The following is a 17,423-nucleotide window of genomic DNA, read 5'->3' on the forward strand; positions in this document are numbered from 1 at the left end:
CTTGATTGCTCAAAGACAATGCGATTTTTAATTATTCTGCTACCTTTAACGTAATACTTTTGTTGGTGCTTTCAACATAATCAAACTTGCTATCACTGGTAGTTTTTACTTTTTCTCCATTCACTAAGAATTGCTGAAATTTCCCTTTCGGTAGAGCAATCACAATTTTCCAATCAGTATTTTTCTGTTCGATTTTTAAGCTTAAAGATTTTCCTGACTTTTCGTAATGAATAGAAATTTCATTATCGCCAACGCTGACTTTTTCTAAACTTGCTTTATCCCAAGTACTGGGCATTTGCGGTTGAATGATAATGGTTTTTTCTGCCGCATTGGGTTGAATTCCAAAGAATTGCTGTACAATGGGTACACCATAACTGTATAAATTCCAAGCCTGAGCTACCATGCCATAATCTGGCGATACTTCATAAATAGAACCGGGCAAAGCAAAACTGAAAGATTTTGTCATACGATTTAAATAGCCCAAAGCTGCATCTGGGCGACCATAATTATTTTCTGAAATCGCCAAAACTCCAGTCGGCAAGGTCATTACTGCACCTGTATAAGTAAAGATTTTACGGTTAAGCGAAGTGGGCATTTCGTCTTTCCCAGCAGTTTCATCACGGTCGATTCCTGTCACAAAAACACCGAACGGACTTACGAATTTACTGGCTGTATTCAAGACGGTAATCGCTTTGTCGGCATCTGCAATACCCATTTCCATAGGCGTATTCACCACCCAATTATGATGCAAAACAAAGCCTTGTGAAGTTCCCGCAGGTAAGGCTTCAATTTTATTTTTGGTTGCCTTCAATTCTTCTACTGCCCAAGGTTTCTTTAAAGTATCGGCTCTGATGATGGCATCGTCCACCAAATGTAGGGCTTGTTCTTTTGTTCCGATAAAGTCGGCAAAGGAATTGGCATCCGCCACCCAAAAATCTTTATTAATTTTCTGACGAATCAACAAGGCTTTTTCTGCGTAGTCTTTCGCCAAAGTATTTTCGCCCATTACTTTTGCCATTTCAGCGGCATCGGCAAAAGCTTTTTGAGAATAAACTGCCACGTCAATCATTTCTGAATTCATGCCATGAATTTCCATCATTCCAAAACCGTCAGGAAATAAATTTCCATTCGCATCATTTTGGGTCATCAACCAATTCAAACCTTTTTTTATCGTTTGGAAGTATTTGGCTAAAAATTCTTTTTCGCCTGTCCATTGATATACTTTATAAATCAGCGAAGCAAATTGTGGCGTTTCATTGACGTTCCCATCATTAAAAATGGCTCCATTGGTCGAAACCTCATGCAGAATTTTTCCATTTCCACTGGTTTTTGTAGAAAGCCGATGAATCAAATCTATCGAACTATACACAATGTCTTTTCTACCTGTGGCGATTAAACCTTGCAAAGCGTACTCGCTATCCACACCAAACCACCACGGATAATCGGGCAAACCTGCCGAAATTCCACGACCAATTTCGGGTACATCACGAATTAACCAATCGGTATCGTACTTCACCCAACGAAAAGCCTGTTCAAGTTTTTTATCGGGAATCGTCAGACGAGTTTTTTGTTCAATACTTTCATAACGTGTCTGTTTTTCTGCCAATAATTTACTGGCATTGGCTTGCACAAAACGATAAGTATCTTTCATTTTTTGAGATGATTGATACGAACCTGCAATCGTGATAGGTAATGTTTTGGAACTGTTTGCGGGAATGGTAAAAGTAAATTTTAATGCTGCTCGACAGCCTTTTCCTTGTGGAGTATAATCGCAATTAGCTTTTTCGTTTGAATTTACTTTTTCAGCATTCGTTCCTCCAAACATTACAAACCAATCGTTAAGGGCATCTTTAGCGACCCAAGTTTTGGTACTTTCGTCCCAAGTGGCTTCGTCTTTTCCATCAATCATGTTGGTTCTTTCTCCTAACCAAGTCGGACGTAAATCTGTGTAGCCTTCAAAAGTAAAAGTGAAAGTTTTACTGATTGCTTCGGTATTATGAAAAGTATATTCAATAACGGCAGCTTCTTGTCCGTCTGGCACGAACTGGAAACGTTCGACCGACAAACCTTTCATTGGTGATTGATAAGTAAGTTTGTTCGCAAAAGGGAAATTCACAAACTCATCGGCTTGCGACAAACAAACAGATTGTCCATTCTCGGAAATTGTACCAGTAAAACCATCCATTAATTTTATCGGATGATTCCAAATGCCGCCCATTTCGCCCGTAACGTGCCAACCTAAATCTGGAAATTGTCCGTTTTGATGTCCAATAACATAAAGTCTGCCACCCGCCGTCACGTAAGGAGAATTCAAATACTCTTTTCTTCCTTTGATACTTTCAACGTTTGAAAGAGATTTTTCTAAACTTAGATTGGAAACAGTTTTTTGAGTACAGTCGCTCAAAAAAATTCCTAAAAAGGCATAACCAAGCGTCTGCAATGGTTTTTTGAAAGATTTCATAGATTGTTTTTTATAAAAATGGATTTTAAAAACTATTATTTAGCCTTGAATGACAGATAATTCAGGGTATTTTTTAGTGTAAATAATAGAAAATTTGTGGACAAAATAAGGGAAAAAATACATGGAAAATACCATCACTTATAATGATTCATTTTAAAATGGTATTATTGTGTTCAACAAAACCTTTGTCCAATCAAAAAACTAAAATATCAAATGAAAAAAACATTGTTTCTTGTACTACTCTTGGCGAGTTTTTCAGGCAAATCTCAAAAAAGTACTTTGAATATTATTCCTCAACCCGTTGAAATAGAGCAATTTGCTGGTTTGTTTACGCTCAATAAAGCTACAATTATTTCTTACAATAAAGCAGAAGGACGTTCAGTCGCTGAAATGTTGATACAAAAAATCAGTACTCCAACGGGGTTTTCTTTAAAAGTACAAGAAGGAAAAAATGGAGCAATTCAATTAAATATCAATGATGTTCCTAACGAAAAAATTGGAAAAGAAGGTTATACTTTTGAATCGAATACAAAAGGGGTTGTGATTTCTGCGAATACTTCGGCGGGTTTATTTTATGGAATTCAAACATTGGTTCAACTTTTACCAAAAGAAATTGAAGGCAAAGAATTGGCTAAAACGACTTGGACGATTCCTTCGGTGAAAGTAACGGATTATCCAAGATTCGCTTGGCGTGGCGTAATGTTTGATGTGAGTCGTAATTTCTTTTCAAAAGAAGACGTTAAAAAGTACATCGACCAATTGGCTCGCATGAAATTCAATACTTTTCACTGGCATTTAACAGATGATGAAGGTTGGAGAATAGAAATCAAATCTTTACCCAAGTTGACTAAAGTTGGTGCTTATAGAGTAGCACGTTCAGGACATTTCGGCGACCGTGCCATTCCGAAAGAAGGTGAAGTAGCCACCGAAGGCGGTTTTTATACGCATGAAGATATTAAAGAAGTAGTACGTTATGCCCAAGAACGTAATGTGACGATAGTTCCAGAAATTGATGTGCCAGGACATAGCATGGCGGCGATTGCGGCTTATCCAGAGTTGAGTTGTAATAAAAATCCAAAAACTTTTGTAAATCCTGGGGCTTCGATTGCTGATTGGTATGGCAACGGTACTTTCAAGGTTTTGTATGAAAACACTTTGAATCCTTCAGATGAAAAAGTATATGAATTTTTGGATAAAGTATTTACAGAAGTAGCCGAACTTTTCCCTAACAAATATATTCACGTGGGCGGCGATGAATGTTACAAAGGTTTTTGGGCAGCAGATGAAGGTTGCCAAGCTTTGATGAAGAAACTAAATATTCGCCACGTCGAGGATTTGCAAGGTTACTTTATGAATCGTTTAGAGAAAATCTTGAAAACAAAAGGTAAAAAGTTGTTAGGTTGGGATGAAATTCTGGAAGGTGGAATTTCTCCAGAAGCGACTATAATGAGTTGGAGAGGCATAAAAGGCGGTATTGAAGCCGCAAAACTAGGTCATGACGTTGTGATGACGCCAACAACTTTTGCCTATTTAGATTATAACCAAGGAGAAAATACCATCGACCCGCCAATTTATGCTGGTTTAAGAGTAAGTAAAAGTTATAGTTTTGAACCAGTACCAGATGGAGTTGATGCAAAGTACATTTTAGGTGGACAAGGGAATTTATGGACGGAACAAATCCCTAATTTACGTTATGCAGAATATATGACTTATCCAAGAGCTTGGGCTTTAGCAGATGTTTATTGGTCGCCCAAAGTATCCAAAAATTGGGAAAACTTCTCAAAACGGATGGAAGCACATTTTGATAGAGCAGAGCTTGCCCAAGTAAATTACTCTCGTGCAGTGTATGATGCAATTGTAAAAACGACTTTGAAGAACAATAAATTGAGCTTGGAATTAGGTTCAGAACTATCAGATTTGGATATTTATTTCACCATCGACGATACGATGCCAGATAGCTTTTCACCAAAATATAGCAAAACTGTTGAGCTTCCAGAAGGTCCTATTACTTTAAGAGTAATTACTTATCGTAAAGGCAAACCAATTGGCCATTTAATTACTTTGAAAAGAGCAGAATTAGAAAAAAGAGCTACTAAGTAATAATTTTTTCATTTTTTTTTAAGGTTAAAATTAAATTAATGTTTCATTAGTCAAGAATGGTTATTTTTCCAAAAAAATAACATAACTTGAATAATGGAACATTATTTTTTGCAGAATAGTGGTATTTTATTCGTTTGTACAAATTATACCTTATTTTAAACAGCGTAACACCGATGATGTCAAGTGAAAAAAAAGATTTGTTTCTTAGTCGATGATTATCGGCTTTAGGATAAAATGGCATATTTTTTTTCAAGCCCAGTATTTTTAGCCCGATTATTGTGATAGGTGTTATAATACTGATTTTTACTCGCAGAGAATGTCTTTTGAAATGATTCAAGAACATTCTTATCGCAGAAAAGAAAAGTTTGACTAACTACTTAAGAATTTAAAATATGATGTTATCAAGGGCTTTCATATCAATGTTTTTTATCTTACTGTTTGGGCTAAGTATCTCTGCGCAAACATATAAATCTCCGCATTTTAAAAGACTTTCTAATACTGAAGGGCTTTCGCAGAGCCATGTAAGAGCTATTATGAAAGATAGTAAAGGTTTTATGTGGTTTGCTACTGGAGAAGGACTCAATAAATTTGATGCTTATAATTTTACGATTTACAAACATTCTGCCGATAACAACAAAACAATAAGCGACAACCTTATATATGATGTATTGGAAGATGCTGATAAAAACATTTGGGTAGCTACGGGTATTGGTTTAGATAAATTTGACCGTGAAAAAGAAATTTTTACGCATTCAATTAAAATTGATAAAAGATTAATTGTTAGAGATATTTTTCAAGATAGTAAAAAGAGATTGTGGCTAGGTACAAATTTTGGGCTTATACTTTTTAATGTGACTACTGGAAAGTACATCACTTTCAAACACGAAGACAATAATCAAAATAGCTTGAGTAATGATTTTATCTTTAATATCTGTGAAGATAAAAACCATGAAATTTGGATTGCCACGCAAGATGGATTGAATAGGTTTAATCCTGAAACAAAGCGTTTTACAAGATATTTTAATGACCCTAAAAACTCTAAAAGTGTTCCTTCAAGTTTTATAAAAGCCGTTTATAATGATTTTGAAAATAATATTTGGGTTGGTACTGTAGGCGGTGGTATTGCTAAATTTGATGCAACAAATAATACATTTACTTCTTACAAGCACAACCCGAAGAATCCTAACAGTTTAGCGTTGGATGATATTTTGTCTTTCATGGAAGATGAAGAAAAAAATCTTTGGATAGGTACTGAAAACGGAGGAATTAGTGTTTATGACAGAAAAAAGAATACATTTACAACCATCGAAAATGATGCTAATGATAATACAAGCCTCAGCAATAATTCTGTTTATAGTTTATACCGAGACAATATTGGCAATATTTGGATAGGAACATACTCTGGAGGAGTTAACTACTTGCCAAAATCAGGAAGCAAATTTCCTCTCTTCAAGCATACAATAGGGCAGAATAGTTTGAATAATAATATTGTTTTGGCTTTAGAGAAAGACTATGAAGGCAACGTTTGGATTGGCACAGATGGTGGTGGGCTTAATAAATTCAATCCAAGAACAAAACAATTTACTGCCTTTAAACATCAGAATAATAATTCAAATTCACCAAGCACAGATTATATAATTACAGTATTAGAAGTAGAAAAAAATCTACTTGCGTTGGGCTATCACAGAGGTGGTGTTGACTTATTTAATACCAAAACGGGTGTGTTTACTCATCATGTTCCTGTCGATGACGACCCAAATACTTTGTCATCAAAAAGTGTAAATATCATTATTAAAGATAAAAAAGGGAATCTGTGGATTGGTACTTGGCGTGGAGGATTAAATTATTTTGATAGACAAACCAAAAAGTTTACTCGTTATATTAACAATCCTAAAGATAATTCAACGCTTTGTGATAATGTGGTTAGTACACTTTGGGAAGACCCACAAGGCAATATTTGGATTGGTACGGATAATGGTTTAGATAAATTTGACATCCAGACAAAACAATTTATTCATTATAAACACAACCCTAGGCAACCAAATAGTTTGTGTAATAATTTAGTGAATGAGATAACCGAATTTGAGAATGGAAAATTATGGATTGGTACAGGAAGTGGATTAAATATTTTTGACCCTCATACAAATACCTTTACAAAAATTTCAGAGAAAGATGGTCTTCCGAATGATGCCATTAATGGAATTTTGAAAGACAATGATGGTTTTTTCTGGATTAGTACAAACAAAGGAATTTCGAGATTTAATTTCCAAAATAAGACTTTTAAAAATTATGATATTTCAGATGGTTTACAAGGAAATGAATTTAAAACGCATTCATATTTAAAAACTTCTGATGGTAAAATTTACTTTGGTGGCCCAAATGGTTTTAATGTTTTTGACCCTCGAAAAGTAATTGATAATCCATTTGTTCCGCCGATTTACATTACTAATTTCTATATTTTTAATAAAGCTGTAGAAATTGGGAATAAATCTCCGCTTTCGGTACATATCAACGAAACGAAAACGATTGTTCTTGATATGAAACAATCAGTATTTTCATTTGAATTTGCAGCCTTAAATTATACTTTATCAGAAAAAAACCAATATGCCTACAAATTAGACGGATTTGATAAAGACTGGAGCTATATTGGCAATAAACGTGGAGCAACCTATACCAATTTAGATCCAGGTAATTATGTTTTCAGAGTAAAAGCATCTAATAATGATGGGCTTTGGAATGAAGACGGAATCGCTATCAATTTAATAATCACGCCACCTTTTTGGATGACACTCTGGTTCAGGTTTTTAGCTGTTTTACTTGTTGTTGGTGGTGCATTTGCCTTTTATCGTTATAGAATCGGTTTAATAAATGTTAAGAAAGTACAGCTTGAAAAAGAAGTAAAATTAAGAACAGCTCAATTGATGCAGTCAACTGCAGATGAAAGAAAAGCTAGAAAAGAAGCTGAACAAGCCAATAAAGCAAAAAGTATTTTCTTGGCAACCATGAGCCACGAAATTCGTACTCCTTTGAATGGAATTATTGGAGTAGCATCATTATTGGAAGAAACCCAACTTGATGAAGAACAACGTAATTATTCAAAAACAATTCATGCCTGTGGTGACGATTTATTGACGGTTATTAACGATATTCTTGACTTTTCTAAAATTGAATCAGGCAAAATGGAGTTGGAAGCTAAGGATTTTAACTTGAGAGTATGTATTGAAGAAATTTTAGACGTATTTGCTGTAAAAGCAGCTTCTTTAAAATTAGATTTGTTGTGTCAGATTGAAGCTGATGTTCCTGCTCAAGTAGTTGGTGATAGTTTAAGATTAAGACAAGTATTGTTGAATTTAGTAGGCAATGCCATTAAATTTACTGAAAAAGGAGAAATTTTCATCAGAGTATTCATGGTGAAAAATGAAGTGGGTAGTCCATTACAAATTGGTTTTCAGGTAATTGATACTGGTATTGGTATTCCAGCTGATAAACTTGACCGATTGTTTAAAGCTTTCTCGCAAGTGGATTCATCAACTACTCGCCGATATGGTGGTACTGGATTGGGTTTAGTTATTAGCGAAAAACTTGTTAATTTAATGGGAGGAGAACTAAGTGTGGAAAGCGAGTTTGGGCAGGGTACTACTTTTACCTTCTCGATGCAAGTAGCAAGAAGTTCAGCTCCAGAAATTGTAAATCCTATTTTGCCAAAAGCTGAATTTTTACAAACGAAAAAAGTACTTGTTGTTGATGATAATTCAACTAATAGAAGTATTTTGAAAGCGCAATTAGAACAATGGAAAATGATTCCGTTGATTGCTTCGTCTGGACAAGAAGCATTAGAGATTCTAGCTAACGAGAAAGAATTAAGTATGGTTATTACTGATATGCAAATGCCTGAAATGGATGGTATTCAACTAGCTTTGAGAATTAAATCTATTCAGCAGAAACTGCCAATTATGTTGCTGAGTTCTATTGCAGATGATCAACATAAAGGGTATCCAGATTTATTTTGTTCAGTTCTAACTAAGCCTGTTAAGCAACATATTTTGTATAAAAATGTACTTACAAGTTTAATGATAAATGAAGATAAAGCTTTGACAGATAAAACAAATATCCCGCCTGTCGTTCAAAAATTAGCGAATGATTTTGCAGAACGATTCCCCGTATCTATTTTGGTAGCAGAGGATAATCCGATGAACCAAAAATTTACGCTAAAAGTACTGAGCAAATTGGGTTATGAAGCCGATTTAGCAGAAAACGGACTTGTGGCATTAGAAGCATTCAATAAAAAACATTATGATATTGTTTTGATGGATTTGCAAATGCCTGTAATGGACGGTTTGGAAGCTTCAACGAAAATTAGACAAAATACTGAAATCAAGCAACCAATTATCGTAGCAATGACTGCCAATATGATGAACGATTGTCAGGAAGAATGTGATGAAGCTGGTATGGATGATTACTTAGGAAAGCCATTCCAACTAGAAGCTTTTGTGAAATTATTAGAGAAATGGGCTGGGAAAATTAAAGAGAATAATACGCAAGAAGTATAAAAAGGCACAAAAAATAAGCGCTATTTTATGAATGAATCATAGAATAGCGCTTTTGGTTTTTACTATTTTTTGAAAACTAAAAGTGGTAATTTCCCTTCTTGCACAAAATGCTTGGTAACACTATCATTGAAAAATTTGTCTAATAAAGATTTTTCATGAGTTGCTAAAACAATTACATCAGGCTGATGATTTTTGATGTAAGTTTCTAAGCCTTCTATAATTTCAGCACGATTGATACACTTTACAGCTAAATCTGCTTTTTCAAATTTATCTTCCAATAAACTTGTCATTTCTTGAATAGCGTGGCCAATATTGGGTTCAAAATAATCATGTACGTGTATTACTTTACATTTTATTCCTAGTGGTTTGGTGATGGCTAAAAGCTTTTCAATCGCTGCTACTTCGTCACCTTGAAAATCGGCAGCGTATAATAAATTTTGTGGATAATTTATCGGCGAGCCTGCTGGTACAACCCACACTGGGCAATTAGCTTTTTTCATTACTTCTTGCGTATGAGTACCCAGCCAACGTTCAAAAATATTGCTTGCGCCTTGGGTTCCCATCACAATCAAATCAGCCTTAATCTGATTGGCAATACTTACAATTTTATCTGTAGCCAATCCATACTCAACTCTCTGTGTGACTCTTTCTGAAGCTAAACCTGTTTTTTCAATAAAATGTACTGTAAAATGCTGAAGATTTTGTTCAGCCTCTTTTCTGTTTCTAACGATAAAATCTTCAATTTCAGACGGTAGTTGATATTCAGAAATGGTAGGAATGCTATATACATTTAATAAAACTATTTTTGCATTAAATAACCTTGCCAACATTCCTGCATATTGTGCAGCATGTTTTGCATTATCACTAAAATCAGTAGGGAAAAGGATCGTTTTCATAAAATTGAAATTTAAATTATGTCCGAAAGTTCCTTGATTTATGACTAGAAAATTATGACTGTACTCTCAATAAAAAATGATATTAATCAGCTATCCTTTTTATTCAAAAACCGTATTACTTTCTTCTAATTGATTACAGATGCTCATCATAAAATACCTTCTGATATCGGTGTGTTCATAAATCAAGGCATCTATCAATGATTTTTCGAAAATAAGAAAAATAGAATGCTCTAAAACTTTTACGGTATAAGGATGGTCTTTCTCTAAAAGCATTTCTTCTAAACCTAAAAAGTACTTTTTGTTTTTCAAGACGACTGTTTTCTGTAAACCATCTTTTAATTCTACACTACCATCTTTAATGTAAAAAACGTAATCGGGATGTTGCCCTTTTCGGTATAGATAATCACCTTGTTTAAAACTCAGTTGAATACCGCTAGACAATATGACTTTTTCTGCTTCGTTCATGTTGATTTTTATTAATCTGGCGACAAGTTAGTGCTTTGCCTACTCCACTGAAATGATTTTTATCAATAGAAGTACTGATAAAATAAGTCGGCTTAAACTAACAAAAATGGTGAGACTTATTTAATGCAAGGCTTTTAAGGCTAATCGTATAAGCTACTTATTTGCAATAATTTGTCGGCTCGAAGGATGGTGATTTCACTACCACGAGTACTTACAATGCCTTCTTCTTTGAATTCAGAAAGAAAGCGGATGACGGTCTCTTTGGCTGTACCAACGATAGAGGATAGGTCTTCTCTGGAAATTGAAATGGAAAAATGTTCTGATTTTTTGTCGTCGTAAGTGCTTTTTAATAGCAGTAAAGCTTCTGCCAAACGTTCTCGTACAGGCTTCATTGCTAAGTGCACCAATTTATCTTGCGTATCGCCCAATACTTTGGCAAGCATTCGCATCAAGTCGCTGGCTACTTTTACATTGCTATCAATGAGGTGATTAAATTCTGAAGCTGAAATAAAACAAGCTTCGGTATCATCCAAAGCAATTGCCGACGCACTATATTTTGAATTTTCAATCAAAGAACGATAGCCCAAAGTATCACCTTTTTTTACTAATCTAATTACTTGTTCCTTTCCGTCTGAACCCAAACGGCTTACTTTTACTTTGCCATTGAATACGCAAAAAAGCCCTAAAGGGCGGTTTCCTTCATGAAAAATCACTTGTCCTTTTTTATAGACATTAAAACACTTGCTATCGTTTAAATGATTTAATTCATCAGAAGAACAATTTTTAAAGAGAGACGAATTCTTGAATTCGCATGTATTACAACTTGGATTCATCATTTTTTCGGGATTAATATCCCCGAAATTGCGTCTTAATCCATCCTTTGTAAATGACTTTTATCAGTTTTAACAATTGCTTTACTCATACTTTGGTTAATCGCTAAAGCAGAACTTTGATGAATCAAAACAATAAATTGAGCTTTTGATATTGAGCATCAGTCTTTTCGCTCAGAAAATAAACGCCATTTTCATGATTGCTACTACTACTGCGCAACTTTGTTTTCATTGCGGAAACGAATGCCCCGACGACCATATTCATATTGAAGAAAAATATTTTTGTTGTGATGGATGCAAAACTGTTTATGAAATTCTAGACCAAAATAATCTTTGTAATTATTACCAAATCGAAGAGAAATCTGGCAATACGCCACAGCTTTCACGTTTTGAGTTTTTAGATAATCCAGAAATTGCTAAAACACTTTTAGATTTTCAGAACGAAAGTATCTCGAAAGTCACTTTCTATATTCCAACTATTCATTGTAGTTCTTGTTTGTATTTGCTCGAAAACTTGTATCGTTTACATGAAGGAATTGAACGTTCGCAAGTAGATTTTTTGAAGAAACAAGTAGCCGTTACTTTCAGACATAATATTGCCGATAAAGGCATTACTTTTAGGCAACTAGCGGAATTATTAAGTGCCGTTGGCTATGAACCTTTGATGTCGTTAAACGATGTTGTGAAAGAAAAAAAGCAACCCAATGACAGAAAATTATTGACTCAATTGGGTTTAGCAGGTTTTTGTGCTGGCAATATCATGCTTTTCAGTTTTCCAGAATACTTGGGTTTGCAAGACGATACTTATAAATTACTCTTTGGCTATTTGAATATTGTATTGGCGACGCCCGTAGTATTTTATTCAGCATCAGGATACTTTGAATCTGTTTATAAAAGTCTAAGAAAAGGAATAGTGAATATCGATTTTCCGATTCTGTTAAGTATTCTTGTGGCATTTTTCAGAGGAATTTATGAGGTAATTTTTAATCATGGTGCGGGTTATTTCGATTCAGTGACTGGACTGATTTTCTTTTTATTAATCGGGAAATGGTTTCAGCAAAAAACGTATCATTTTCTTTCTTTTGAACGGGATTATAAATCATATTTTCCTTTAGCCGTTACTCGATTAGTTTTGGGCGAACATGAATCTGTTTCGGTAAGTGCTTTGAAAAAAGGCGATAAAATTCTGATTAGAAACGGAGAATTGATTCCTGCGGATTCACTTTTATACAAAGGAGAAGCCAATATTGACTATAGTTTTGTGACTGGCGAAGCCGCTTTGGAAAGAAAACAATTAGGCGATTTTCTGTTTGCTGGCGGGCGACAAGTTGGTGCAAGCATTGAAATGGAAGTATTAAAAGATGTTTCACAAAGTTATTTAACACAACTTTGGAACAACGATACTTTTCAGAAAGAGCAGGAGAGTAGGATTAAATCGTTCTCTAATTTAGTTGGCAAGTACTTTACTTTTGGCGTGTTGACTTTAGCATTTTCAGTGGCTATTTATTGGTATTTTACTGATGTCAGCAAAATGTTAAATGCTTTTTCGGCGATTTTGATTATTGCTTGTCCTTGTACTTTATCATTGAGTTATCCATTTGCTTTAGGAAATGGCTTGAGAATACTTGGCAAACAACATTTCTATTTAAAGAATGGTGATGTGATTGAAACAATGGCAAATTGCGATACCATTGTTTTTGATAAAACAGGAACAATTACAACATCAGAAGGAGCGAAGCCACAGTTTCAAGGAAAACGCCCGCTTTCGGTTTTTGAGGAAATGTTAGTCGTTTCGTTGGCACACAATTCTTCACATCCGATTTCTCAGACAATCAAAGAAATTTCAGGAAAAAAGCACTTTTTAGCCATAGAAGATTTTTATGAAACAACTGGAAAAGGCATTGAAGGAAAATATCATGGACATTTTGTGAAACTAGGCTCAAGTACTTTTGTGAATCCTTCATTGAAAGCTGAATCTAAATCCTTTTCAGCTTCAGTCGCCCATTTATCAATTGATGATGAGTATTTAGGCTATTTTACTTTGCCAAATCACTACCGAAAAGAGATAGAAAGTACGATTAAAAATCTGGGTAAAAATTATGATACTTACTTACTTTCGGGCGATAACCAAAGTGAAAGAGCGCATCTTGAAAGTTGGTTTAAAAACAAAGAATATTTGCATTTTGACTGTACACCACAAGAAAAGTTAGCATTTATTAAAAAGCTTCAAGCGGAAGGCAAGAAAGTAATCATGATTGGCGATGGTTTGAACGATGCTGGTGCTTTAAAGCAAGCAGAAATTGGCATTGCCGTTACTGATGACACTTTGAATTTTACGCCGATGAGCGATGGAATTATTGCAGCAGAACATTTAAAAGAACTTCCTGCATATTTAAAATACAGTAAATTTGCTTTAAAACTGATTCGTTTTAGTTATGTATTTTCGTTGATGTACAATTGTATAGGTTTAACTTTCGCAGTACAAGGAACACTTTCACCAATTGTTGCCGCAATTTTAATGCCTGTAAATTCAATTACTTTAGTTGGAATTGCATCCATCGGAATGGTTGTAAAAGGTAATAAAATGTTTAAAAATAGGGAGTAGATTTTAAATGAAAATTCATAAAAAAGCGCTGTTAAGTAAAACCTAACAGCGCTTTTTTATGGAGTTGTATTCTTACAATGCTAAAGCAGTTCTTTGAATAAAGGCTGTTAAATCAGCACCAGTAAGCATATTTTGTGATAATAATGCTAAATCGTAAACTTGCTTCGCTAATTTTTTCTGCTCTTCAGCATCAGTAGTTTGAAGAATTTTAGCTACCGAAGCATGGTTTGCATTCACCGAAACGATATAATTGTTTGGCATCGCACCGAACATTCCCATTCCGCCACCGCCAGCACGAGACATATCGCTCATTCTACGCATGAATTCGTTTTGAGTAATCACAGCAGGCAATTCATCAACTGGCATTGCTTCCAAAGCAACTACTTTCGTGGTGTCGTTGATTACTTCTTCAAAAACCTTTTTCACTGTTTCTTTTTCGGTTTCAGAAAGCACCACATCAACAGAAACGCCTTTATCAATCAATTTTTCGATGGTATCAGCATCCACTCGCTTCAAGCTAGTTTTTACCAATTTGGTTTCTAACTGATTGATAAAGTGACTATCTAACACTGAATCTAATTTCAATACATCATATCCACGTTTTTTAGCAGATTGGATAAAAGTATCTTGTGCATTTACATCGCTAGTGTACAAGTAAATTACATCGTCATTTTTATCTTTCTGATTTTCTTGTGCAAATTCAGCGTATTCGTTCAAGGTAAAATGCTTGCCATCAACGTTTTGAACTAAGCAGTAATCTTTGGCACGGTCATAGAATTTTTCATCAGAAATCATTCCGTATTTTACGAAAAGACCGATATTATCAAATTTCTGTTCAAAACCAGCACGGTCAGCTTTGAATAATTCTGCTAATTTATCCGCTACTTTTTTAGTGATGTAAGAATTGATTTTCTTCACATTACTATCCGCTTGCAAGAAACTACGAGACACGTTCAAAGGAATATCTGGCGAGTCAATTACACCGTGTAACAACATCAAGAATTCAGGAACAACGTCTTTTACTTCGTCGGTAATAAATACTTGGCGACTGTATAATTGAATTTTTTCACGTTGTAACTGTAATTCATTTTTCACTTTAGGGAAGTACAAAATACCCGTTAAGTTGAAAGGATAATCAACATTCAAATGAATCCAGAACAAAGGTTTTTCCGAGAATGGATAAAGCTCTTCGTAGAATTTAAGGTAATCTTCGTCTGTTAATTCAGAAGGAGATTTCGCCCAGATTGGCGTTGGATTGTTGATGATTTTTTCTTGAAATTCAATCTCGATTGGTAAGAATTTACAGTACTTATCAAGAATTTGTTTCAATTTGAATTCTTCTAAGAATTCTAAAGAATCTTCAGCAACGTGTAAAATAATATCTGTACCACGAGCATCACGAGTAGCCTCAGAAATTTCAAATTCTGTTGAGCCATCGCAAGTCCATTTTACAGCTTCTGAACCTTCTTGATATGATTTTGAAACAATATCAACTCTTTCAGCGACCATAAAGGCAGAGTAAAAACCTAAACCGAAGTGTCCGATAATAGCTTTTTCATCACCTTTGTCTTTGTATTTTTCTACGAATTCGGTAGCACCCGAAAAAGCGATTTGATTAATGTATTTTTTGATTTCTTCGGCAGTCATTCCCAAACCGGCATCTGAAATAGTGATAGTTTTTGCTTCTTTATCGAAAGAAACCGTCACTTTCAATGCCCCTAACTCACCTGAATACTCACCAATTGAAGCTAATCTTTTAATTTTCTGCGAAGCATCAACGGCATTTGACACTAATTCACGAAGGAAAATTTCGTGGTCTGAATAAAGGAATTTTTTAATAATCGGGAAAATGTTCTCGGTATGAATCGAGATATTACCTTTTTCTTGCATAGTCATTTTGTCATTTTTTAGCTTAAAACATTTCAAACTTTTATGGAAGCTAGATTTACAAATACAGTTCCAAGATGAGTAGAAATGTCAAATTGGCAGAAGAAGGGCTTAATGAAGTGGTTTTGCTAGCAATTCCTTGCATATTTCAGCATATTGAGTACTTGAAAAAGGGTAAAATAAATATTTTTCCAATATTCTATAAACGCTTTTTTGCTACGTTAAAGTTTATTTTTCTTCAAAATAGGTATAAATACGTATTTTAATTCTCGTAGAAAGTAACCATCTTTGTAAAACAATCCTATGTACACTAACATACTCAATTAACCTCATGACTATCGCTAGTTATGGGGTTTTTTGTTTTAGGAGTATTTAGCTTGTGGGCAACAAAAAACGCCATAAATTCTTTTTATGGCGTTTCCAATTCACTTAAACTCTACATCTATGAAAAAAACCTCTCATATTCTTCCTAAAGCTCGCTCAGTTATCAGAGCGAGGTCGTTAATTTTCTTGCAACGTCCTAATTCATTATCGGCCAGTTGTATCTGATACGTATTTTCAACAGTCACAACCATTTCTAAAAACTCCATTTGATTGAGCCTTAAATCTTCGTGAATTCTAGTATAAGGTTTCACATGCTGTGGTTTTACATAGAATGTTTTTGTTAAAAAAAACTGGATTGTTTCCAAGACCGATGTGTTCATAAAATATGATTTTTATGGGTTGAGCTTTCTATTGCAAGAATTAATTTTACTAACTGAATTGAACAGTCAGTAATCTTTTTTGATTGAAATTGTCACAAATTTTCAAGAAACAGTTGGAGTAAACACTCCAACCGTTTATATAAAACCAAATTTGTGTTGCTATTTTTATATCTTTTTTCTTCCGAATTGATACGACAAACCTAAAGCGATATTGGCATTTCCATTCGAGCCTTCTCTTTGAAATGGCATCTGATAATTAGCTTCTATTGTTCCGATAAGTCGTTTGGCTAATACATAGTTCAAGCCAGTTTTGACTAAACCAAAACCTTCAGCATGTCTTCTTTCGTTCAGGTTATCATAATCAAATCTTCTTCCTGAATAGCGAAAATCATTTCTTCCCAATCCGTTTCCTCCAATTCCGACGCCAAGCCCAACGTAAGGTTGTAAACGTTTACTCTTAAATGGCATCCAATTCAAACCTAATGAAGCCTGAGCATCTGGGAACTCATCGTTTCTACTTCTATTATTTTGCAATTGCCCAACAACTGAAAAACGATTAGAAATACCATACTCAACTCGCAAACCCAACATTCCTCCATTTGAATTTCTACCTCCGTCAAATGAAATCATACTTCCACCAATTATTCCAAGTCTTAAAAAAGCAGGCTTGAATAAATTAAATGGTTTTTTGGTAGAATCGCTTGTTGTTTTTTTCACGACAACCGTTCCAAAAACTGGTTCACTTTGATTGGCATTTTGTGCATTTACTTTGAAAGCTAAGCTAAAAACACACATTAGAATTACTACTTTAAGCTGATTGTTTTTCATTTTTTGTACTATAAACAATAGTGGTTAGATATTTTTTGGACAAAAATTTACCATCAGGTTTTTTCGGAAAACCTGAAATCAAATAAGGATTATATTT

At 34.5% G+C, this 17,423-nt stretch carries 10 protein-coding genes; 3 read left to right on the forward strand and 7 right to left on the reverse strand.

Annotation, left to right across the window (positions count from 1 at the left end; genetic code table 11):
* Window positions 1-31: 31 nt before the first annotated feature.
* Window positions 32-2,461 (reverse strand): alpha-L-rhamnosidase-related protein, encoded by a 2,430-nt coding sequence (locus tag VB798_RS00715; protein WP_323254913.1) that lies wholly within the window; start codon window positions 2,459-2,461, stop codon window positions 32-34.
* A gap of 213 nt (window positions 2,462-2,674) precedes the next feature.
* On the opposite strand from VB798_RS00715, the gene VB798_RS00720 reads away from it, so the two are divergent.
* Together VB798_RS00720 and VB798_RS00725 are read left to right on the forward strand one after the other, a co-directional pair.
* Entirely contained in the window at window positions 2,675-4,561 is a 1,887-nt protein-coding gene (locus VB798_RS00720) for a beta-N-acetylhexosaminidase (RefSeq protein ID WP_323254915.1), read from the forward strand.
* A 419-nt stretch (window positions 4,562-4,980) separates the two neighbouring features.
* Window positions 4,981-9,111, forward strand: coding sequence for a hybrid sensor histidine kinase/response regulator (locus VB798_RS00725; protein ID WP_323254917.1), 4,131 nt, complete (start codon window positions 4,981-4,983; stop codon window positions 9,109-9,111).
* A gap of 62 nt (window positions 9,112-9,173) precedes the next feature.
* Here VB798_RS00725 and VB798_RS00730 read toward each other — a convergent pair whose 3' ends face one another.
* The 3 genes from VB798_RS00730 to VB798_RS00740 all read right to left on the reverse strand — a co-directional run bounded on the left by VB798_RS00730 (window position 9,174) and on the right by VB798_RS00740 (window position 11,308).
* On the reverse strand, window positions 9,174-10,007 hold the full coding sequence (locus VB798_RS00730) for a universal stress protein (RefSeq protein ID WP_323254919.1): 834 nt from the start codon (window positions 10,005-10,007) through the stop codon (window positions 9,174-9,176).
* Between the two features lie 99 nt (window positions 10,008-10,106).
* On the reverse strand, window positions 10,107-10,472 hold the full coding sequence (locus VB798_RS00735) for a Crp/Fnr family transcriptional regulator (protein WP_323254921.1): 366 nt from the start codon (window positions 10,470-10,472) through the stop codon (window positions 10,107-10,109).
* 140 nt (window positions 10,473-10,612) lie between these two features.
* Window positions 10,613-11,308 carry a Crp/Fnr family transcriptional regulator gene (locus tag VB798_RS00740; protein ID WP_323254923.1) on the reverse strand — a complete coding sequence of 232 codons (696 nt, stop codon included), beginning with the start codon at window positions 11,306-11,308 and terminating at the stop codon, window positions 10,613-10,615.
* 190 nt (window positions 11,309-11,498) lie between these two features.
* Here VB798_RS00740 and VB798_RS00745 point away from each other — a divergent pair, with 190 nt between their 5' ends.
* Window positions 11,499-13,907, forward strand: coding sequence for a heavy metal translocating P-type ATPase (locus VB798_RS00745; RefSeq protein ID WP_323254925.1), 2,409 nt, complete (start codon window positions 11,499-11,501; stop codon window positions 13,905-13,907).
* A gap of 72 nt (window positions 13,908-13,979) precedes the next feature.
* Here VB798_RS00745 and htpG read toward each other — a convergent pair whose 3' ends face one another.
* From htpG to VB798_RS00760, 3 genes are all read right to left on the reverse strand, one after another.
* The gene (htpG, locus tag VB798_RS00750; protein WP_323255824.1) at window positions 13,980-15,797 is read right to left on the reverse strand and encodes a molecular chaperone HtpG; all 1,818 of its coding nucleotides are present in this window, start codon (window positions 15,795-15,797) and stop codon (window positions 13,980-13,982) included.
* 455 nt (window positions 15,798-16,252) lie between these two features.
* Window positions 16,253-16,498, reverse strand: a complete 246-nt coding sequence (locus VB798_RS00755) for an acyl carrier protein (protein WP_323254927.1) — start codon at window positions 16,496-16,498, stop codon at window positions 16,253-16,255.
* 165 nt (window positions 16,499-16,663) lie between these two features.
* Window positions 16,664-17,326: an outer membrane beta-barrel protein gene (locus VB798_RS00760; RefSeq protein WP_323254929.1), complete on the reverse strand. Its 663-nt coding sequence runs from the start codon at window positions 17,324-17,326 to the stop codon at window positions 16,664-16,666.
* Window positions 17,327-17,423: the final 97 nt, after the last annotated feature.

It is taken from the genome of Arcicella lustrica (assembly GCF_034930985.1).
GTDB lineage: Bacteria > Bacteroidota > Bacteroidia > Cytophagales > Spirosomataceae > Arcicella > Arcicella lustrica.

Bases quoted from the DNA above. Each gene is read 5' to 3' on its own strand.
- VB798_RS00715 (WP_323254913.1), bottom strand. From the start codon at position 2,461: ATGAAATCTTTCAAAAAACCATTGCAGACGCTTGGTTATGCCTTTTTA.
- VB798_RS00720 (WP_323254915.1), top strand. From the start codon at position 2,675: ATGAAAAAAACATTGTTTCTTGTACTACTCTTGGCGAGTTTTTCAGGC.
- VB798_RS00725 (WP_323254917.1), top strand. From the start codon at position 4,981: ATGTTTTTTATCTTACTGTTTGGGCTAAGTATCTCTGCGCAAACATAT.
- VB798_RS00730 (WP_323254919.1), bottom strand. From the start codon at position 10,007: ATGAAAACGATCCTTTTCCCTACTGATTTTAGTGATAATGCAAAACAT.
- VB798_RS00735 (WP_323254921.1), bottom strand. From the start codon at position 10,472: ATGAACGAAGCAGAAAAAGTCATATTGTCTAGCGGTATTCAACTGAGT.
- VB798_RS00740 (WP_323254923.1), bottom strand. From the start codon at position 11,308: ATGATGAATCCAAGTTGTAATACATGCGAATTCAAGAATTCGTCTCTC.
- VB798_RS00745 (WP_323254925.1), top strand. From the start codon at position 11,499: ATGATTGCTACTACTACTGCGCAACTTTGTTTTCATTGCGGAAACGAA.
- htpG (WP_323255824.1), bottom strand. From the start codon at position 15,797: ATGCAAGAAAAAGGTAATATCTCGATTCATACCGAGAACATTTTCCCG.
- VB798_RS00755 (WP_323254927.1), bottom strand. From the start codon at position 16,498: ATGAACACATCGGTCTTGGAAACAATCCAGTTTTTTTTAACAAAAACA.
- VB798_RS00760 (WP_323254929.1), bottom strand. From the start codon at position 17,326: ATGAAAAACAATCAGCTTAAAGTAGTAATTCTAATGTGTGTTTTTAGC.